The organism is Cetobacterium sp. ZOR0034, from assembly GCF_000799075.1.
Classification (GTDB): Bacteria; Fusobacteriota; Fusobacteriia; order Fusobacteriales; family Fusobacteriaceae; genus Cetobacterium_A.
Genome location: NZ_JTLI01000053.1, coordinates 10,526 through 33,785, shown reverse-complemented (window position 1 = coordinate 33,785; position 23,260 = coordinate 10,526). Strand labels below are relative to the sequence as shown.

The 23,260-nt window shown below is 30.4% G+C and carries 8 protein-coding genes; 3 read left to right on the top strand and 5 right to left on the bottom strand.

Annotated features, from left to right (window positions below):
* Positions 1-91: 91 nt before the first annotated feature.
* The 5 genes from L992_RS10135 to L992_RS10115 all read right to left on the bottom strand — a co-directional run bounded on the left by L992_RS10135 (position 92) and on the right by L992_RS10115 (position 17,258).
* Positions 92-8,353 carry a discoidin domain-containing protein gene (locus L992_RS10135; RefSeq protein ID WP_047396052.1) on the bottom strand — a complete coding sequence of 2,754 codons (8,262 nt, stop codon included), beginning with the start codon at positions 8,351-8,353 and terminating at the stop codon, positions 92-94.
* The gene (locus L992_RS10130) at positions 8,343-11,270 is read right to left on the bottom strand and encodes a discoidin domain-containing protein (RefSeq protein ID WP_047396050.1); all 2,928 of its coding nucleotides are present in this window, start codon (positions 11,268-11,270) and stop codon (positions 8,343-8,345) included. Before L992_RS10130 ends, L992_RS10135 begins: the two co-directional genes overlap by 11 nt.
* Positions 11,271-11,282: 12 nt before the next feature.
* Positions 11,283-14,027, bottom strand: a complete 2,745-nt coding sequence (locus L992_RS10125; RefSeq protein WP_047396047.1) for a discoidin domain-containing protein — start codon at positions 14,025-14,027, stop codon at positions 11,283-11,285.
* A 71-nt stretch (positions 14,028-14,098) separates the two neighbouring features.
* A complete protein-coding gene (locus L992_RS13170) occupies positions 14,099-16,804 on the bottom strand; it encodes a glycosyl hydrolase family 18 protein (protein ID WP_052191762.1) in 2,706 nt (901 codons plus the stop codon).
* Between the two features lie 31 nt (positions 16,805-16,835).
* Complete coding sequence (locus tag L992_RS10115; protein WP_047383282.1) at positions 16,836-17,258, bottom strand: hypothetical protein; 423 nt, start codon at positions 17,256-17,258, stop codon at positions 16,836-16,838.
* 464 nt (positions 17,259-17,722) lie between these two features.
* On the opposite strand from L992_RS10115, the gene L992_RS10110 reads away from it, so the two are divergent.
* From L992_RS10110 to L992_RS10100, 3 genes are read left to right on the top strand one after another with little or no spacing between them, the layout of a single operon-like run.
* A complete protein-coding gene (locus tag L992_RS10110) occupies positions 17,723-19,849 on the top strand; it encodes a chitinase (RefSeq protein WP_047383281.1) in 2,127 nt (708 codons plus the stop codon).
* A gap of 21 nt (positions 19,850-19,870) precedes the next feature.
* Complete coding sequence (locus tag L992_RS10105; protein WP_047383279.1) at positions 19,871-22,153, top strand: glycosyl hydrolase family 18 protein; 2,283 nt, start codon at positions 19,871-19,873, stop codon at positions 22,151-22,153.
* Positions 22,154-22,161: 8 nt separating this feature from the next.
* Positions 22,162-23,175 carry a patatin-like phospholipase family protein gene (locus tag L992_RS10100; RefSeq protein WP_047396046.1) on the top strand — a complete coding sequence of 338 codons (1,014 nt, stop codon included), beginning with the start codon at positions 22,162-22,164 and terminating at the stop codon, positions 23,173-23,175.
* Positions 23,176-23,260: the final 85 nt, after the last annotated feature.

Genomic DNA, 23,260 nt, shown 5'->3' with positions numbered 1-23,260 from the left:
CTCCTATATTTTTTAAAGTTATACACTATATTATAAAAATATTCATTTAAAGTAAAGCGTTTTTTAGAAAATTATTTTTTATTTTTTTAACCTACTTTATTTTCGATACAGACTTATATTTTTGGTTAAATAATTTAATCTCTTCTTTGTTAAACTCTTCATAATTTTCCCAAGTTATATATTGCAGATCAATAGCTGGAGCTGGATATTGATTACACCAAGCTATCGCCTCTTCTGTCAATTCAAATCCATATTTTAAATAGTAAGAACTCACATCTCTTTTTAATATTTGAGTACAGAATTTAGCAAAATTATCTGCTGCTTCCTGCTTATCTGCTGCTCTATTAGCCTGCATCAAAGCATTCATCTTTTGGAAGAAACTATTATCTGCATAGAACAATCTCATTTTAAAGAAGAATCCTAATCTATGCCACACACTCATATCGTGTACTGACATCGGCTCTTCTGAAATTACGCTTATATGCCCTTTACATCTTAAAGTTTTCATATACTCTAATCTTGGTTGCTCTGCAAACCAGTTATTAGTTACTTCTCCAAATAATCCCATTAGATAATCATTTGAATCCAGTTCATGTCCTAACTCATGCCCTACTGCCCAAGAGTTAGCTAAATCATAGGTACTTCTCGGAATCATTGGTCCACTCGATCCATTGTATGCTGTATATCCTCCTGCAAAAGATCCTCCTGCATGGAATGTATCTTGTCCTCTTCCACACCAAACCAATCTCTTGTATGGCATCTGCTGCTTGAAATGACCTGTAACATTATCTAAATAGTGAATAAAGTCTAAATACTCATCAAATATCTCTATATGCTTTGATAAATTTCTAGATTCGAAGTTAGCCTTTAGCCAATCAAAACTTATAGCACCTATATATGTCTTACCTTCAACATAAGCTAAGTTTGAGTTGTGATCTTCTGCTACTTCATTTTTGATATCGACTCTGTCAAAAAGATCCTGTGATTTTGTATAACCATAACGATAAATTAAACTATTCTCTTTATTTAATGAGTAGTATTCTATTTTTTCTTTTCTACTTCCTCTAAATATCATCTGCCCTTGCTCTACAATATTCAATATATTTATTCCTTTTTTCAGAGTAATTGTTTTATTGCTAGAAGGTTTTCCTACATATGTCATAAGAGCTATTTGAACCTCTCTATTTACAACAAATACATAGTCAGTATTCGGATGAATATAATGATTACTTAACACCATATCACCTGTATTGTTTGAAACTGTCGCTCCAAAATAGTAGCTCGATTCATTTTCAATAGCTTTATAACTTTGAATTTTAACTGGAAGCTCTCCACCATTTTTTAATATCATTGTTGCGATATCTAATTTTACTTTTAAACTTTTGCTCTCTTTTACAAGTTGCTTTAAGTTTTCAACCTTTTCTAATGTAACTGTTTTCTTTAAAACTCTAAATAACTCTTTATCTTCAAAAAGATTATCTACTTTTTCTTCTAAAGAACTATAGATATTAAATCCAATTCGATTGAAAATTATAACTCCAGCATAACATGCTTCAACGTCTATACAGAATCTCTTAGCTAATATCCCCGGGAAAACAAAGTTATTTATTCCTATTACAGGATTGCTTTTCTCGTAATCTTGAACTAATATCCAATCTTGCTCATCTCTCTCTTTATAATAAAGTTTCGCTTTATTAATTTTTCCATTTGCTTCATTTGGATGACTGATATCTGCCCAAAATTCATTTATTACCTTAGGTTCTTCAAATATAAACTCAACTTTTCCTGTTGTTTTTGAATGGAAATATGTTGTTGGATCTCTATCTAACATTTTTTCTACATCGTTTCCTGAGTTATATATTCCACAATGAGATACTGCACTCACCTTTGAGATGTCATACTCTAAGTTTACATCATCCTCTGCATAATAAGATGATTGCTCAATATCTACAACTTTAATATAAGATGATTTCCAACTTTCAGTTCCATCAATGTAACTTATTGTTAACTCTATCTTTTTAGCTAATACTCTTTCAAATTTTAAGCTAACTATATTTCCATCTTTCTCTATAATTTCAAAACTATCAATTTCAATTTTATATCCAAGTGATGACTCATACTGAAGCTTATAATCCACCTTTCCTTCTGGGAAAGATTTATATCCGATATTAATCTCGTCAAAAACGATATCAAAATTATAGTTCAATCTATAATTCTTCTTTGTAGTTTTTTCTAAGAATAACTCTTTGGCTTTTTTTACTTTCTCTTTGAATTCAACTGTAAACGTTGCTTTCTCTTCTAATTTTAAAATCTCATCATACGTTACATCTAATCTTAAAGCTTCTAAACTCTCATCTAAGAATAAACTATTTATGCTTGCTTCTAGATTACTGTGAATAAACAGCTCTAGTTCATTTATCAGAGCCCATCCGTTTATTGAATCCTCTATTCTCACACAAACTTCATTAGTTAAATAAGGTTTTCCTTCAACCGTTAACCATTTATCTCCATGAGTTTCAACTATATACTCTCCTAACTCTGTCCAGCTATTTTCAATATTAGTATCTTTTAATAAAACTCTAAACTTTTTTATAAATCCAGATTCGTTATCTCTAAAACTTTTAAGTCTTAATCTATCTATTAGATAATCCTTATCCAATTTAAAGTAGACATCACAATACTCTCCATACTGAGTACAATGGAATTGTGAATTCATATTTCCATCAAACATGTTACTTATTGGATAAGAGTTATTTGGATGAGTTGTTGATCCCTCTATCTTCTCTACAGGCATTCTCAAATCTATATCCTCATCTATACAGAAATCTAATTTATTCAATGTATTTAAAGATATTGAATCAATCTCCTCTACTCCATATAACATGATTTTTAAATTTTTTGCCACAATAGCCTCGAAAGCTAATATATATTCCTCACCAACTGAAGTACAACTAACATCTATTATCTTCTCTGAAGAGTAGTTATCTATATACTTTAATCTAGCCTTTGATATTCTATCAGATGTCTTGAACTTAACTCTATTTAGAATCGTCTCTTCACTTAAAACAACTTCAAACTCTTTAGCAGAAAGTCTATCAACATATAACTGTTTTGCTTTTCCTACTCTTTCTCTATACGAAGTTGTTTTTAATTCTCTTTCTAAAGATTCAATATCTTCTAATGTTACCTTTGGTTTCAAGATTGTTTCTGCTTCATCTAAGAATAGATTAGATATTCTTGCTTCAATTGTATTGTACTTAAATAAATCTAATTCATATACAACTACAAAATGATTATGACCATTTGTTACTCTTACACAGATATCAGATGCTAAAACTGGTTTAAACGAAGCCTCTCTAGTAGTTCCAGACTCTTCCGTCAACTGCTCGAATACTTTCTTCCAGTCCTCTGCTTTATTAGATCTATAAAGAACCTCATAGGCTTTTATTCTTCCATTTCCAGATGAGTTTGTTGTCATTATCAATCTATCCACAAGTTTCACTTCATCTAATTCGATTATAAACTCTCCATAATTTCCAGGAGCATAATTTCTATAATCAGCACTGTGGAAATTAGTATCTGTTCTTCCATCTATCATAAATGCTGGAGTTTTATCTGAGTACTGTCCACAATTTGAAATTGCGTTTAAACTATCTTTTGATAGCCTCACATCTACATCTAGAGTTTCGTAAAACTCTTTTTGATCCACTTGAACTATTGATATTCCCTCTATCTCTGATTCAACTATATCTCCACGAACCATAAGATTAAAGCTATTGCAATAGAAATATTCAAAACTTATTACTGTTTCTCTATCTCTCTTATCTATAGCTATTTTCTTTGCAATCTTGTTATTCCCATAACTATCTAAGTACGAAACTTCAGCATCATATATATTGGCTGTTGTTTTTATCTTTAGTTGATTCATAACACTCTCTTCATCAACTGTTAAAGTATAATGAATCGGATTCTTTTTATCTAGATATAACTTTTTTGCCAATTCAACTTTTTCTTTATACTCTTGAGTTACTAAAACTCTTTCCTCTAAAGCTAATATCTCTTGGTAAGTCACATCTGATTTTAAAGCTTCAAAAGAATCTCCTTCGAATAAATCATCAATCTGTTTTTCTAGATTACTATGAATAAATAACTCCATCTCATTTATTATTGTCCACTTATCTTCTGAATCAACAACTCTTACACAGATTTCATCTGTTAAATATGGTTGCCCTTTTACTTCTCTCCACACATTTTCATGAGTTTCTACACTATTTTCTCCTAGTTCAATCCACTCTGATCTATTCATCTCTTTTGCAAACAATTTAAATGTTTTTACTAGACCAGAAATAGGCGATCTAAAACTTATCAGTCTAAATCTATCTATTAAATATTCTTTATCTAATTTTAAATATACCTCTTCATACTCCTCATAGTTTGAAGCACGATATTGAGAATCTTTATTTCCATCAAGTAAATTACTCAATGGATATGATGCATGTACATTTGTCGCAGATAGTTCTATTTTATCTGAAGCTATTCTCAAATCGATATCTTCATCTATATAGAAGTCTGCTATATCGTAGTTATTTGTAAAAATATTTTCGATATTTGAAACTCCATAAACTATTAATGAAGCCTCTTTAGTCATAATTTTTCTAAAGCTTACAGTACAAATCTCTCCAAGAGATTCTAAACTACTTTCTACAAGTTTCTCATTTCCAAATACATCTATATATTTTATATGAGCTCTTAAAACTCTTTCACTTGCCGTAAATTGAACTCTATCAAATATTTTCTGTTCATCTATTTTAATCTCAAAATAATTTTGTGGAAGTCTTAAAATATATAGCTCTTTTGCATTTGAAACTCTAGCTATATACGACTCTGTTATTAATTCAGATTGAAGAGTTTCTATATCTTCTAAAGTTGTAATATCTTTTAAAACTGTTTCACTTTCATCTGTAAATAAATTTACTATTCTCTCTTCTATATAGTTATATTTAAATATATCCAACTCATTTATAACAACAAACTTATTTTTTCCATTTGTAACTCTAATACAAATTTCTGATGCTAAAACTGGTTTAAATACAGCCTCTCTATCATTTCCTGATTCCTCTGTTAACTGTTCAAAGGCTTTTTTCCATTCACTATCCTTTTGAGCTTTATATAATATTTCATATGCTCTGATTCTTCCGTTTCCATTTCCATTATTATCAGCTCTAGTTATAAATTTTACTCTATCTACAACATACTCTTTTCCTAACTCCACTACAAAGTCGCCATAATTTCCACTATAAGTCGAACTGTGGAAAGAGGTGTCATTATTTCCATCAATCGCATTAGAAGGAGCGTTATCTGAATATTGTCCACAATGAGATATTGCCGTCATCTCAGCTTTATTTAATCTTACATCAACATCTTTATGCTCATAGAAATTATTTTGGTTAAGTTGAGTTATTTTTATTCCCTCTATTAACTCCTCTGTTATATCTCCATCTAACATAAGATTAAATCTATCACAATAGAAAAGGTCAAATGTTAATATTGTTTCTGGTCCTCTATCCTCTATTTCTAAAGCATCTAACTTAATTTCAAATCCATGCTCATCTATATATGTAACTTCACTTCTATATATTTTTCCAGAAGTAGTTACTTTTATTTGATTCATAACATTTTTTCTATCTGTTTCTAATATGAAGTTTAAATCAGGTTTTTTCTCTAAATATAAATCTTTCGCTCTAGAAATAAGAACTTTAAACTCTTCAGTCGTTTGAACCTTAGACTCTAAAGATAAAATTTCATCATAAGTTACTCCATCTTTTAATATCTCACAATCTTTATCCGAGAATAGCTCTTTTATCTCTTTTTCTAAATTACTATGAATAAATAGTTCTAACTCACTTACAAGAGCCCAACCATTAACAGAGTCTTCAATTCTTAAACAAACCTCATCTGTTAAATATGGTTTTTCATTTTTCACTTCTAACCATTCGTTTGCATATGACCCTACTGTATATTCTCCTAAATCTACCCAAGTATTTTCTATATTCATCTCTTTTGCTAGAACTCTAAACTTATTTATAAGTCCCGATGTGTTACTTCTAAAACTTACCAATCTAAGTCTATCAATTAGATACTCTTTATCTAGCTTAAAGTAAACATCACAATACCCAGTATATTGACTACAATGGAACTGTGAATTCCAATTGCCATCAAACATATTACTTATTGGATAAGAGTTATTTGGATGAGTTGTTGACCCTGTTATCTTCTCATAAGATATTCTTAAATCAACATCTTCATTTATATAAAAATCCGATATAGCATAATTATTAACAGATATGTTTCCTGCATCTGATACTCCATATAGTATTAAAGAAGCATTCGAAGTCATTATCTTATTTATCTCTATTGTATATATATTTCCTAAAGATCTGAAATCTGTTTCTATTAATCTTTCTATTCCATAAGTATCAATATACTTTAAATGTGCTCTTAAAACTCTTTCAGTTGTTAAAAATTGAATTTTATCAAAAACTCTCTCTTTTTCTAACGGTATTGCATAATAATTCTGTGGTAAGCTTTGAATATATAACTCTCTTGCTTTCCCTACTCTCTCTATAAATTCTGAAGTAACTAAATTTTTAGCCTCTAAAGCCGAAATCTCTTCATAAGTTACTCCCTCTCTTAAACTTTCAAAACTTTTATCCGTGAATAAATTATCTATAGCTTTCTCTAAATTACTGTGAATAAATAGTTCTAATTCACTTACAAGAGCCCAACCATTAACAGAATCCTCAATTCTTAAACAAACTTCATCTGTCAAATATGGTGTTTCATTTTTTACTTCTAACCACTCGTTAGCGTATGAGCCTACTGTATATTCACCTAATTCTGCCCAATCATTTTCCTTGTTCATCTCTTTCAATAATACCTTAAACTTATTTATTAGTCCTGACGTATTACTTCTAAAACTTACCAATCTTAGTCTATCAATTAGATACTCTTTATCTAGCTTAAAATACACATCACAATATCCTGTGTATTGACTACAATGGAACTGTGAATTCCAGTTGCCATCAAACATATTGCTTATTGGATAAGAGTTATTTGGATGAGTTGTTGATCCCGCTATCTTCTCATAAGGTATTCTTAAATCAACATCTTCATCTATATAAAATTCTGACTTATTATAACTATTTGTACTGATATTTTCTACCTTAGATACACCATATACAACTAGTGACGCATTTGATGTCATTAATTTTTTTAGATTTAAAGTGTAAAGAGTTCCCAACTGTTCATATTCACTCTCAATCATTATTTCTGTTCCATAACTATCTATATATCTCAAATCAATTTTAAAAACTCTTTCAAGTGTTGTAAATTGAACTTTATCAAAAATTTGATCTCCAGCTAAAGGAATAGAGAAATAGTTTTGAGGCAATCCAAGTATATATAACTCCTTTGCCTTTGCAACTCTCTCTTTATAAGATACAGTTACAACTTCTGATTCTAAATTCTCAATCTCTTCTAAAGTAACTCCTACTCTTATACTTGTTTCTGTCTCATCAGTAAAAAGATTTCCTATTCTTTTCTCTAAGAAATTATATTTAAAAGCATCTAACTCAGCTATAACCATAAAGTTATTATGACCATTTGTTACTCTTATACAAATTTCTGAAGCTAAGATCGGTTTGAATACAGCTTCTCTTTCTACTCCTGATTCCTCTGTTAGCTGTTCAAAAACCTTTTTCCACTCCTCTGTTTTGCTTGTCTTATATAAAATTTGATAAGCTTTTATTCTTCCATTACCTGATGATCTTGTTCTAAATTGTAATCTATCTAAAAGGTATGTTCCTCCCAACTCTAATACAAAATCTCCATGTGTTCCAGGCTCATAATTTGTATATGTAGCACTGTGGAATGTTGTTGATTCATCACCATCAATCGCACGACTTGGAGCATCACTTGAGTATTGACCACAGTGTGATATAGCTGTCATTACCGTCTTATCTAATCTTACATCTATATCTTTGTCTTCATAAAATTCATTTTGATTTAGTTGAGTAATCTTTATGTTCTGTATATCTTCCTGTGTTATATTATCATGAATTATCAAATCAAACTTATCAGTATAGAAATAATCAAATGATAGTAATAATTTTTCTTCAACTCTTTCAACATTTAAAATTTCAGATATCTTTTCATATCCATACTCATCCCTATATCTCACTTGAGCATTCTGAATATCCCTAGATGTTGTAATTTCCAAAGTATTCATTACATTTTTTATATTTGTTTCTATAGTAAATACTAAACTGTTTGTATCTCTTAAATTACTTTGCAACTGTATCACCACCATTTCTATTTACTAAGCTATTATAGCTTTGATTAAATTTTTGCAACTCCTCTTCAATCAATTCTTTGTAATTTTCAAATGTAATCTCATTTATATCTACCATCGGTTGAATATATGTATTACACTCTCTCAATACCTCTTCTTCAATATCTAACCCTAAAGATATAAAATATTTTGAGATATCCCTCTCTAAGAATTCCGTTATCCATAGACAGATTAAACTCATAACCTTTGAACCGCTTTGCCCTATCTCCTGTCTCTGTAAATTCTTATATATATATGTTACTATTCTATCGTTATTTGCAAATAATAATAATTTTGTAGCTAAATTCTCTAAAGGTGTTGAAGGGATATCTATTATCTCTTGATTTTTTAAAATCATAACCTTTTTAAGAATAGTTTTTACAAAACTATAAACTGCTGGTGTATATATCTCTTTAGATAGATGGCTACTAGAAATAACTTCACTAAGTTCCTCTTTTACCAAGTTTTCTATATTGTCTTGGAATAGGAACCCTAAATCTCTATTAAATTCAATATACACCCCTTCTGTCGTCGACTTCAAATCAACTTCTCCAGAAAGGTTCTGCCAGAATAATCTTTTTAAATTAGTTACTCTATAATCTGTTGTATATAATTGATTCTTATCTATTAAAAGTGTTATATAATCAATTGTATGATCTAAATTAGCCATCGCATCAACAAATTGATGTTCATCTAAATTACTCAATATCCAATTGATATTTCCTCTAATTATAAAATTCTTTCCTTCAATAGTAACAACTTCATCTAATCTCTTTCTCTTGAAAAGATCAGTTACATTATAATCCCCTGTCTTATAATGAGTATCAGATTTTTCAACATTGTATAAAGATAATCCCAACTCACTATATTCATCCCTTAAAACAAAAATATCTCCAGACATATTTTTAGAATATATAAAATTCTTTCCAGCTTTTATTTGAATTATATTTTGAAGCGGATTCTCTTGCTCAGCTGAAATTATACACAACCTTACATCTCTATTACTTTCAATTAGATAGTCAGTTTGCTTTCCAACCTTATATGATGTTGAGATTAAATCTAAACTTTTTTCAACTCTTAAAAACTCCTCAAAATTTGTATAATCTTTATCTATTACATCAATTTTAAAATCGAAAATATTCAAGTTATTATCTGTCAGCCAAAGCATTTTAGCTTTCATTCCTAAAATACTATCTGGATAAGACTCTATCAATCTATTTATATCTCTTAATTTTACCCCATCTTTAACACTGCTACAGCTTATATCTGTATAAATTTCTAAAAACAGTTTTTCAAGTTCAGATTTATTTGAACATATCTCAACTTCATTTATTAGTATCCAATTCCCGTAACTTTGATGTACTCTTATGCAGATATCTGAAGCATAAACCTCTGGAAACTCTGCTAATCTCCAACCTTCTGAATTATTTACCTCTGACATATACACACTTTTCCAAACAGGTGCTTCTGTAGCTTCTTTATAAAGAATCTCATACTGATGAATCTCTCCGTTACTTCCGCTTGGATGAGCTGTCTTGAACTCTAATTTTGAAATTATCTCTGGTGATGATAAAGATAGATATACATCCCCATACCCTATGCTTGTACTGTATTGATTTGAATGGAAGTATGTTGATTCATCGTCGTCTAACATCTTGTCCGGCGTACAACTACTCCAAGTTGAAACATTAGATTTAGCTGTTATTGTACTTTTAGGTATATATTTGTTTGTTGCAATATCACCTATATTTTCAACACCATACAAAACAATAGTTATCTCTGAACTTACTATTTTCTCTATGTTCAGCGTATAATTTTCCCCATCTTTTATCAATTCAGATTTTATTAATCTTGAAACTCCATTTGAATCTACATATCTTATATCAGCTTCTAAAACTGTTTCAGAAGTTGTGAAATAAATTTTATCTAATGTTCTTTTTTCTGTTAGAGGAACTTCAAACTCCTTCTTTAACGCTCTCTTTAACAGAAGTTTTTTTGCATTAGATATTCTCTCTAAATATGTCTGAGTTTTTAAATCTTTTTCAATATTTTCAACATCAGCTAATGTCACTTCATCTTTTGTCTCTGTTTCTAGTTCGTCTGTAAATAGATTTCCTATTCTTTCTTCAATTAGATTATGTTTAAACATATCCATCTCGTGAATCATAACATATTTATTTTTACCATTTGTTACTCTTATACAAATCTCAGAAGCTAAAACAGGTTTAAAGAATGCGTATCTATCATCTCCAACTTCTTCTGTCAACTGCTCAAATACTTTTTGCCACTCCTCATTAGCTGTAGTCTTATATAATACTTCATACGCCCTTATTCTTCCATTTCCAGTACCATTACTATCTGATCTTGTAATCAGGTGAACTCTATCTATCAAGTATTCTTTTCCTAACTCAACTGTAAAATCTCCATAACTCCCACTATATCCAGCACTGTGAAAGTGTGTATCCAATCTATCATCTATAGCACGATCAGGAGAGTTACTTGCATGCTGACCGCAATGAGATGTCGCAATCATTATAGTTTTATCTAATCTTACATCAACATCTTCATCTTCATAAAAATCTTTCTGATTCAAAGGAAGAATATTGATATTCTCAATCTCTTCCTCTAAAAGATTATCATAAATAACCAATTCAAACTCCTTGGCATAAAAATATTCAAAAGTTAATTCCAATGAACCATTTTTATTCTCTACTTCCAATAGTTTACTTTGCTTTAAATGACCATAGTTGTCTTCATAAAATATCTCAGCCTCAGTTATATTCTTTGATGTAACTAATTCAATTTTATTTATTACATTCTTTATATTTGTTTCTATCGAAAAAACTAAACATATATCTTCATTTTTTATATTAGCTCTCATCTCTGCTCCCTTCTATTTTGTATTTAGCTCTTTATATTCCTCGTATGCCACAGCAAATTTCCAAATCTCAGCCTCTGATATTTTTAATACCACTTTTAATGATTGAGCAAATATCTCATCAAAACTTAAATGTATCTCTTTCATATCATCAAAATTTTCTATTGTATAATCAATTATTTCAATCTCTTCTCCAAAGACATTTTTAGTATATAGTTGATACTCAAAAATATTTTCAACGTTTTCTGTAAAGTTTAGTATTAACTTTGAGATTGCCATATTTGGATTTGTTTCTACTATCTCTTCTAAATATGTTGTATCATTTATAAATAAACTTTTAGCGATATTAATTTTTAATCTATATTCATTCGAAGAAACAATCATTTTTTCTAAATCTAAAATATAATCTAGTGTTACAAAATCAGAGAGTTTAGTACATGTTGAATCTAGGAATAGATTATCTATTGCTATCTTTACCTTACTTTTTTTATAAGCCTTAAGAGTTTCTAACACACTCTCTTTTGCTAAGTTATTATATACTCTATAGATAAAGTCTTTTATTAAGTATCCGGCTTTTGATTTTAAAATACCATCATCCTCTTTAAACTCTATATAATTTCCAGATAACAAATCTTTTACAAAAATATTAGCTCTCGTCAAAGATTTAAATTTATAAATTAGCTCCTCTTTATTTAAAGAGATAAAATAATCTGTATAACTACCATTTTGTTTTACTTCAACTTCAGATATATTTTCTAAAACTTTAAACTCTTCATTCGAATCATTTTCAACAACATAAGAGCTCATACTAAACGAATTTGCTTTTGGTTTATAAAGCCTTTCTAATCCTGAAACTTGCATCTTCGCATTTACTGCGTGAATCTTCGGGAAACTTACCGTTACCTCTTCATCATCTATTGTAAAATCACAATTCTTTCTTAGAATATCACCAGTTGGATTCTCATATACTAAATCTACTCTATACGGCTGCTCTAAAGTTACAAATTTTATCTGATTAAATACTCTTTCTGAAGAAAATTCAAATTTTATCTCCTCTGTAAAACTATTTTGAATAAATAGACTTTTTGCAAGTTTTACTTTATCTATATATTTCCCATCTACTTTTACTCTAGACTCAACATCTAAAATCTGTTCAAAAGTAACAGTTTCTTTTAGTTCTTTGTAAGTTGAATCCTTAAATAAACCTTCAACCTCTTCTCCGATACTATTGTATTGATAAACTTCAATACCATTTATATAACTTTTTCCAGACTCACTTTTTAATTTTATCTCTGTTGTAAAATATCTATTTGGAAGCTTTAAAGAGTTATTTTCTATTTTTCCAATCTCAATATATTCTTGTACTTCTGCTACCTCGTCCCAAGATAAACGAGTACTTCTTCCTATATCTTTTATAAATACTTTTACCTCTTCATCTGTTAAAAGTCTAATCTCATCTATCAAATACTCTTTCTTCATAATTAAAGTATCATCTGGATATTTTTCCGAGAAGAATGATGTGCTTAAATCTATCTTATTATCCATCTCCTCTTTTAAAGAGAAGCTTTCTATTGGAAACGTTTCAAAACTTACAAGCTCAGCATCAGTTGTTCCATAAACTAAAAGTTCAATATCATCTGTATGAACTCTTAATTTACCTGCAAACTCTTCAACTCCAATAGTTATAACACCATCTATCTTGTTTTCAATGTACCAATATAATCTTTTTACTCTCTTTACACCTAAAGAATCTGTGTATTTCAAAGTACTTTTTATCATATCTCGCGAGGCTTTGAAACTAACTCTCTTAACCACTGCTTCATCTTTTAAAGGTATTTGTATTATCTTTGGTGATAATGAATATTTTTCTATATATAGATCACTCGCAAGTTCTAATAGTCTCATATAATCTTCAGTATAAATAACTCTCTCTTGTAAGTCTACTATCATCTCTTGAGTTACATCTGAAGCTAATTCATCTCTATCCTCGTCTGTAAACAATCCATAAATTTCATCTTTTAGCGAAGAATATTTATATACTCCAATTTCTGATATATATATACTATTGGCTCCACTTTCTTTAACTCTTATGCAAAGCTCTTTTGCTAAAATAGTATTAAAAGTCACACTTTTCTTCAAAACTTCATCATTTATAGAAGAATGAATCTCTTTCCAAGAGTCTGCCGAAAAACTTTTGTAGAGAATAGTGTATGATTTTATCTTTCCATCATTATCACTATTTGTTGTAAATTCTATCTCGTTGATTAAAGAGGTTTCTCCTAAATCAACTACAAAATCACCACTCTGAGATTCCGAATAACTTTGACTTAAAAAATATGTGTTTAAATTTCCATCTAACGCTTTATCACAAGTATTATCTCCTACTGAAGAACAATTACTTGTAGCAATCATTTTAGTTTTATCCATAGCTCTTTCTAACATATGTTCATTAGGTGCATCTGCTCCTGCTACAAATGGTAATTGATCTATCTCTCTAACTTTTATATCATCTATATTCTCGTAAGATATCTCTTCTCCAAAGATTGTCAATTCACAACTATCTCCATAGAACAAATCAAATTTTAAAATATTTTTTCCATCTAATATCTCTATATTTTTTAGTTCATTTACTATTGTATTTCCAAAAGAGTCTTCTGTTTTTAATGTAGCATTTACAACTCTTCCATCTGTTTGGAATTCAATCTCTTTCGCTACTTTAAATCTAGAAAAGTCAAATTTATATATTAACTCTTGATACATACTCCCTCCGTTGTCTTTATTTTTATAGTAAAATAGAGTGAACAATCGTTCACTCTATTTTTTTAAGTTTATTATCTTCTAGCAAGTCTATTTAAGTAGTTTAATCTTAAAGAGTTCGCTTTGAACTTTTCAAATATCACTGACGTTAATAGGTGATCTGCTTGGTATAAAGATGGGTAAGCTGATGTAGCTTCCGAACTATGCATATCGATTCCATAGTCATCCATTGCGATATCCCATGAAATTATTCCTGCTAAGTTGTTATCTATTACCCATTGAGATTTTACTTCTACTGATCTCTCATCTTCGTATGTATAGAAGATTCCTGCCGTTTCATTGTATAAGTATGGAGCTTGAGCTGCCTCATCATAGTAGTATTTAAAGTCTGTTCCTTTTAATACTGTTCCTGCATGTGGATTAGCTGGTCCGTTCATATCTAGTGTTCTAACTGATACACTTTCACCTTTTATTAATTTATTTAAATGGTTTAGAGGTAATACTCCTGCTCCTCTTCCTCCATCCATTGTTCCTGGAGCTGAACATCCTTTTGTTTCGCTTGCCGTTGGATCAATATTCGTTCTTGCGTATAGTCCTGGTGTACTTGCATTTACCCATCCTGAAGCTGGTTTAAAGATTCCTGACCAACCTCTTGAGTAGAATGGTGAACCTACAGTAATTTTTGTTACAGGTACTCCGTAAGTTGTTGTTACAAATTGAATTAAATCATTTATTGACATTGCATTTTCATTAGGATTTGTTTCTGCTAATGGCTCACTTGGATTTTGGAATAAGTATGATTGGTGGTTTGTAATTGGATCAAACGCTCCATGTACATCATAAGTCATGTAACTGATGAAGTCACAAGTTGGATGCCATACTCCAATTCCACTCTTTAGTATGTGAGTTTTTCCTGAAACAATAGCACATGATAAGAAGTAGTATTTTCCATCCTCTTCTCCTGCTTTGTCTAATGCTTTTCTTAAAGCTTGCATTAAGTTTGTGAATAGGTACTCTTCGTCATCTTGAGCTCTTGGAGTTCCTAAGTCGTTTTTATTATCAACTAAATCTGCATCTCTTCTTGAACAAGGGAATTCCCAGTCAATATCTATTCCAACCATATTGAACTCTCTTATAAAGTCAATACATCTTTGTACGAAGTGATCGATTTTTCCTGGTTGAGCTGCATCTCTGAAGAATGCAGATCTTGACCATCCACCTAGTGAAGCGATTGGCTTAACATATGGATATTTTTTAGACATTTCGTTGTACTCAGTCATAAATGCATTTGTTCCTCCGTAAGCTGAGAACGCTGCACCTGGATCGAAGATATTTGGTGATACGTTTAAGCTAGTTCCATTTGGAGCATCTGCTGCTGACTTTGTTAAGTGAGATATATCATCTTTATCTGTGAAGAAGTTTCCTGTATAATCAGGGATTACATCTACGAATGCATATTGCATATGAGATATCTTGTTCCATGGAGAAATCTTTGGAGTATATTTTCTTCCTCCCCATTTCCCCCACTCTGGAGTATAAGTTATGTGCATTTTTTCCATTGGAGTTCCTAATCCTTCTACGTTAGAAACATTCATTGGTTCTAAATGAGCGTTAGGTGCTGTTCCTGCTGAATCCATTTGGTGATTTCCTGGGCAATTAATAGCTGCCTCTTCTGAGTCAGATAATTTTGTCCAAGGTGACCATCCTTCTACTAAAGGTTTATCTCCTTTTGAAGCCCATCCTGTATGTCTGAAATGTAACCCATTATAATAAACTATTTTATTAGTTGCTGATCCATATTCAATTTCAGGGTTCCACTCTGGGTAGTTACAATATTTAACTCCTCCATCAGGCGTTGCAATTTCTATTGTTCCAGTTGTACTCTTGTAGTAAACTGTTACTTTATCGTTAGTTTTTTCGTCTCTTGTATAAGTTACTTTATAAACAAACTTTAAATCTTTGTTTGAAGGGAACTTAGAAGCTGACACAACGTTCTTAGCCGATCCTTTATTTGCAGCTGTATAGTTTGTATCTAAGATTTCAGATAATTGTCCATCTAAATAAACAGCTAATCTGCTATCGATAACTCCCCAAGTATTATTTAAAGTTATTTCATAATTTCCGTTTGAATTTACAGTATGTGCCCATAAGTTAGAGTATGGTAATGTTGCTGGGAACTCCCCATCTACTGGTGGTGGAATTACCTCTTCATCTTCTATTACCACAGTATTAGACATAATTTGCTTATACTTATCTGACCAGTAGTATTTCGCTAAGAAGTAGTAGCTTCCAGCTTCTGTTGATGTAAAGTTTGCTGCCGCTGAAGCTGAGTTTGTAGTTACTTTTTCTACTCTTGTATTATTTTTGTATAGCTCATACTCTACTGATGTTATTAAATAGTCATTTTCAGAAGTTAATAACTCTCCTACTAATTTTTTATTTAAATTTTGTAAAATTGCCTTTATTACAACTGGCTCTAATTCAGGATCTACTGGTGGTACCACTTCATCGTGATCACACTCTCCTAAAAGTCTTAAAATCTTTTGTACTAAAAGTTTGAAAGATAAGTACTCTTCTAATTTTGTAACTCTGCTTAAATTTAAAACAAAATCATTCATTTGTTCAATTAAAGGAGCTAACTCTTCGCACTCTATTCCATTATGATTTTCAGCATATTTGCTATTTATGTAATTAACCTTCTCTATTGTGTTATTATATATTTTTTGAAACTCTTGCTCTCTATCTACAATAGGAAATAAATCATTATTCGTTCTTTTCATTTGTAACTTTATCCTCCATTAGTAAATTTTTTTATTTAAACATTCTATAAGACTTTTCAAGTTTTCCTTGATAAGTTGATGTTTCTTTATTAAAATCTGTATGTTTTTCTAAAAATGTTGACAATCTTGAAATCTCTTTAGATAGTTTTATCAAATCATTTTCAAGTTCTTGAAATCTTCTTAAAAGATTTTCTGTTTTTGTAAAATCTGTATTTCTTTCTTCTAATTTAGAAAGTGTAATCTCAACTGATATTAATTTTGAAGATAATTCTGAAAAGCTTTCTCTAAATGCATTATTAAAATTTTCGTTTCTTTTCAGAGCTTCAACATATTCTGTTTTTATTTGTAAATATTTTTCTTGATAATATTCACATTTTTCTTCATATTCCTTATTTATAGCAATTAGATTAGCAATCTCTTTCTTTAGCTCTTTATTTTTTCTATTAAAGAACATACTATCTCCTTCCATTATAAAAATATCTTAACTACAATATTTTACTTATCATCATCTAACATAATAGTTTTTAGATATAATTTAATTATACTTTGAATTATATTTTCATATTTTTTCTCTGTTTTTATCAAACGTATTTAAACTTTTATGAAAACATAATACAGTTTTTATCAAAAATAATCAACTATAATTTTAAAAAAATTTTTTTATAGCTATGAAATCCCTTTAATTAAGTGCACTTATACTTAGATTTTTAGCTAGTTTAATTTATTTTAAATTTTTTTTGATTTGAAATTTCATTCTACTTATGCTAATATAGATTAACTTATCATTAAACTTAAATATTTTTGAAATATTTTTTCTTTTTTTACAAGTTTTAAGAAATTAAAAATTTAAAAATAAAATTAATAAAACAATTATGAATTAAAACTATTCTACGGATTAAAAATAGGAGGTTTTTTATTTTGAACTCAAATAACGAACTAGATTTTCAAGTTAGTGACTTAAAAACTAAAATTTCATCTCTGTTTGATAAATTTAAAACTCTTCAAACAAGCATGAACGTAATTATGGATATTGTATCTTCAAATCCTGAATACAATATAACAAAAAATAAGTTAGAAGCTTTAGTCGGATTAGCTAATAATTTAAATAGTACTAATAGCATTAATGAATTTTATGAAATAAAAGCTTTAGCTTATGATGTTGAAAAAATGATTTTCGATTTAGAGCATATCATCGAAGGAGGAGAACCTGAAGTTCCTGAAATAGTTGTTCCTGAAATTAATACGGCACTATTAGAGGATACAGGAATCACTCTTGTTGGAACTCTTAAAGATATCATAGATCCAGAAATAAGATTAAATAACATTGAATATAAATTATATAAAGAAGTTGGAACATCAACTGTTGAAGTAGCTCATATCGCTCTTCCTGAATCTTTATTCTCTGTTGATTTCAAATTCAGAGATACTGGAAGCTTCTACTTTATAGCTACTTATTACTACGATGGTGCTAATGAAGTTATTCAAAGTAAAACTATAAAATCAAACACAGTAACTATTCAATTAGTTGATAAGGAAGTGCCTACTATCTGTTGTGCAGCTTTAACAAACTTTGGTAACACACCTAAAGGATTATTAACTAAAATTGTTGATATGGATTCTGCTATAACTGAAGTTACATACACTTTAAAAAATACAAGTAATGTAACTGTTGAAACAGTTGTTAAAGACAATCCATTTGAGCATATTCAATTTGCTGATGTTACTGAAGGAAACTATTTCTTTAATTGTAACTGCAAATATGATATCGGATCAAAAACTGGAACAATTTTATTAAACTCTAATATCATTAATATAAAAGGAGAGATTGTTGATCCTAATCCTAACCCTGATCCAGAGCCAAACCCTAATCCTACACCAACAACAAAATGGCCAAGAGCAATCTTCGCTCCATTCGTTGATGCTGCTAGAGATGATGTAAATTTTAAATTTGCCTTAGCTGACAAATCTAAAATAACTGGTGTTCAATTCTATAACCTAGGATTTATAACTGCTGATTCTAACAAAAATCCAGCTTGGGCAGGAAACTTAAACCTACCTGGAAACAAAGGAACTAATGCTGGACTTATGCAAGATATAGAAAGATTAAGATCAATGGGTGGAGATGTTTGTATATCATTTGGTGGACTTAACGGACCATATTTAAATGAAGTTATAACTGATATCCAAGACTTAAAAAATAAATATAAATCTATTATTGATAATTGGAACTTAAGCAGAGTTGACTTTGATATGGAGCACAATAGTACTTCTGGAAATACAACTTGTGATGCTAACAAAAGAAATCACCAAGCTATAAAACTTTTACAAGATGAACTAAATGCTGAAGGAAAGTATGTTGGAATTTGGTTTACACTTCCAGTTATGCCTTATGGATTAAACCAAAACGAATTACTTCTTTTAGATGACGCTATTAAAGCTGGAGTTGAAATTGAAGGAGTTAATATCATGGCTATGTGTTATGGATCAGCTTATGCTGGTAATATGGCTGAGCAATCTATATCTGCTATGACAAACCTACAATCACAATTAAAAACACTTTATAGCAATAATGGAATTATAAAAACTGATGATGAACTTTGGGCTATGGTTGGTATCTGTCCAGAGATAGGAATCAACGATACTGGTGCATTCAATACATTCTACTTAGAAGATGTTACTCCAGTTCTTGAATTCTGTAAAACAAAAAATGTTGGTATGATCACATTCTGGTCTGCTAATAGAGATAAAGCTAATAACGGTTCTGAAGTTAATGGTCCTGATTCTACTGGATTAGCACAAGAAGAGTTAGCATTCTCTAAAGCTTTCCAAGTTTATAATAACATTAACCCTAACGCGGCTAATCTTGTTCCTTCACAAGATTGTGGAATATACAACGGTGTTCCTGTTTGGCATCAATCAATGACATATCCAAACGGAAATACAAAAGTTTACTACGAAGGAAAATACTATGTTAACGGATGGTATGTTTCTGCATGGGATAACCCACCTACATCAAATGAAGCATGGTCAGAAACTGCACTATAATTTTTAAACAAGGAGTGTGTAATGAATACTTTAGAAATACAAAGCATTAAATCGCATTTTTCAAACGTTTTAAGTCACTACAACAATCTAAAGAAAAAGTTTGTTGATTCTTCTAATGAACTTGAAGCTTTAAATATACAATTAATTGAATTAAAAAATAAAATGAACAGCTTAACTATGGAGTCTTCTATCATTTACTTCTTCGAAGTTAAAGAGCTTCTTGCTGCTGTTGAAAAAACAATCTTCGATTTAGATATCGAAGTGGAAAATCCTGAGCCTCCTGTAGACCCTGAAATTCCTGAAATTACACTTCCAACAATTGGAAGTGTTGAATTAACTACAGCTGACAAAAAAGCTACTGTTATTTCTAAATTAGTATCAGATCCTCAAAATAGAATAACTCAAGTTACATATATCTTAAAAACTTCAGTTAGAAATACTATTGAACAAAGAACTACTACTACACCTACTACGGCTGTTACATTCAACAGCATTTTAACAGCTGGAGATTACGTTGTAGAAGCTATCTATTCATATACTGGTACTAACTCATTAGAGCAAATAACAAAATACTCTAATATAGCTACTATCGAAGAGGAAGTAATTCCTCCTCCAACTACTGATAATATAGCTACATTAAAATTAACATCAAGTCAATCTTGGGGAACTGGATTCAGTGCTAATCTAGAATTAATTTCACACACTAGCGAAAACTTCGGTGGAAATTGGGAATTAAGTTTTGATTCACCTGCATCTGGACTTTCACAATGGCAAATAAACGCTTCTAAAGTTGGAAACAGAATAGTTATTACTTCTGGTGCTGACTGGTCTGGTGCTGCACACTTCAACCTTGGACCAAATGGAAGTTTTACAATAGAAGGTATTAATGGAAACGGTGCTGACTTCGATAATAACATAGCTGCTAACGCTACTTTAAACGGTCAACCTGTAACTCTTATGATTAACGGAGAAATCATCGGTGGTGGAACTGTTGATCCTGAGCCTCCTGTAGACCCTGAAACACCTACAGCTTCTTTCCCTGATAGATTACCTATAACAGGAGCTATTGAAGTAGGAACTATCTACTTAAATGGCGAAGAAACTACTCTTTTAGGAACTGTATCAGTACCTCATACAAATATTCATTCTGAGTATGCTGTTTATGTAAATGGATTCAAATCGTCTTTAAATCCTGTTGAATTGACAAGAAGATCTTCTATGTTAAATGTTAATATTGCTGTTTCAACACTTCCTTTATTAACAGGTAGCAATGATATTCAACTTGTTTTTGCTGGAGTAGGAGAAACTGAAGTAACATACTACATTACAAATACAGTAAGTATTAAAAAAGAATCTACTGGAACTGGTAAAAAATCACTTATCGGATATTGGTCATCTTGGGGAGGAAACTCTAACATAACTTCTTATATCGACTTAGAAGATGTTCCTTCTGAATACGATACAATAGTTGTATCGTTCATCGAGCACTCTAATGACTACTTAACTCCTCAATTCAATCCTGAATTAAGTGGAAAAGTAACTAGTGCAGAGTTCAAGCAAAAAGTTGCTAGAATGAAAGCAAAAGGTCATAATGTTATAATTGCTGTTGGAGGACAAAATGGAGTGTTCCATCTAGAATCTAATAGCGATAAAGAGATCTTCAAAAATGGTGTTATACAAATAATCGAAGAATATGGATTCAACGGATTTGACGTTGACTTAGAAGGTCAAAGTGCTAAAAACGGAACTGGATATGTTGTTGAAGCTATCCAAGAGATTGTTGAGCATTTTAGAGCTAAGGATCCTAACTTCGTATATTCAATGGCTCCTGAGGTAGCTTATTTAATAGATGATGGATTTGGAACTTTATACATCGATTTAATCAAGAAAACAAAACATCTAATAACTACTATTCATCCACAATACTATAACGCTCCTGGTACTGGAATTTATCCATTCAACGGAAGCGGAACACCTGTAATGTGTAATACTCCAGAAACATTCATTCCTGAGTTTACAGAAGCTCTTATCAAAGGACATGATGGTCCTGCTTGGGGAGGAGAATGGGCAACTTTATTCCCTATTGGACCTATCCCTGAAGAGATGTTAGCTATCGGAGTTCCCGCTGGAGTAGGTGCTGCTGGTACTGGTGCAACTGCTAACATGAATGAATTCGTTAACGCTTGGAGAGAAGTTCAAAGAAGAGGATACGAAAATGTTAAAGGATTTATGACATGGAGTATTGACTGGGATGAATACCACAACTGGCAATTTAAAAATGCCGTAGCTCCTCTTATTAAATAGTGATTCATATGAAAAAATTGAGAATTTTATCTATTGACGGTGGAGGAGTAAAAGGAATTGTTCCTGCAATAATTTGTGAATATTTAGAAAATGAAATTTCTAAAAAAGTTAACCGTAAGGTCTTTCTTCACGAATACTTTGATCTAATTGTTGGAACAAGTACTGGAGGAATTCTAGGTGCTCTTTACACCTCTCCTAATTATCATACTGCACAAGAAATTGTACAGCTTTATAAAAATTGTGGAGATAAGATTTTTAATAAAAATATAATTAGAAGGGTTTCATCTTTTGGTGGAATCCTTCGTCCTAAATACTCCACAAAAGCCTTAGAAGAGCTATCTGAGTCTCTTTTCGGGGATATAAACTTAAGTGACACTATAAAACCCTTCATGACAACTTCTTATGATCTTATTAGAGCTAAGGAGATTTTTTTTGATAGTTTAAACGCTAAAAGAAAACCTTTAAAAAACTTTAAATTAAAAGATGTTGTTATAGCTACCTCTTCAGCTCCAGTTTATTTCAATGCAAAAAGACTTATATCTTTGAACAATGATATATACAACTGTATAGATGGAGGAATCTTTGCAAACAATCCAGCTCTTATAGCATATGCAGAGGCTAGAAATATCGATTTTAAAAAGCATCTTAAGGATAATAAACCATCATTTCCTGGGTCTGATGATATGATTTTAATATCACTTGGTACAGGTCATAAAGAGGGATATAAAAATTATGAACATCTAAAGACTAAAGGTGGAGCAAAGTGGGTTATGCCTATAATAGATATTCTATTTGCAGCTCAATCAAACACTGATGATTTTATTTTAAGAAAGATATTTGATTCTTCTAAAAATAAATGGAATTATTATAGAATAAATCCAAGATTATATAAAGGATCTTTAGAGTTAGATAATAAATCAGAAGGTAATATAGAAAAGCTTTGTGACGATGCTCATGAGTTTATAAAAAGAAATAAAGATAAGTTGGATGACATTATTCTTCAACTGATTTTAAATGATTAAAAGCTACTGGAAAGTGGCTTTTTTAATTTTATTAAAATTTTACAAAAAATAAAAAAAACTCTTTTTACAGAGTTTCAAATTTCAT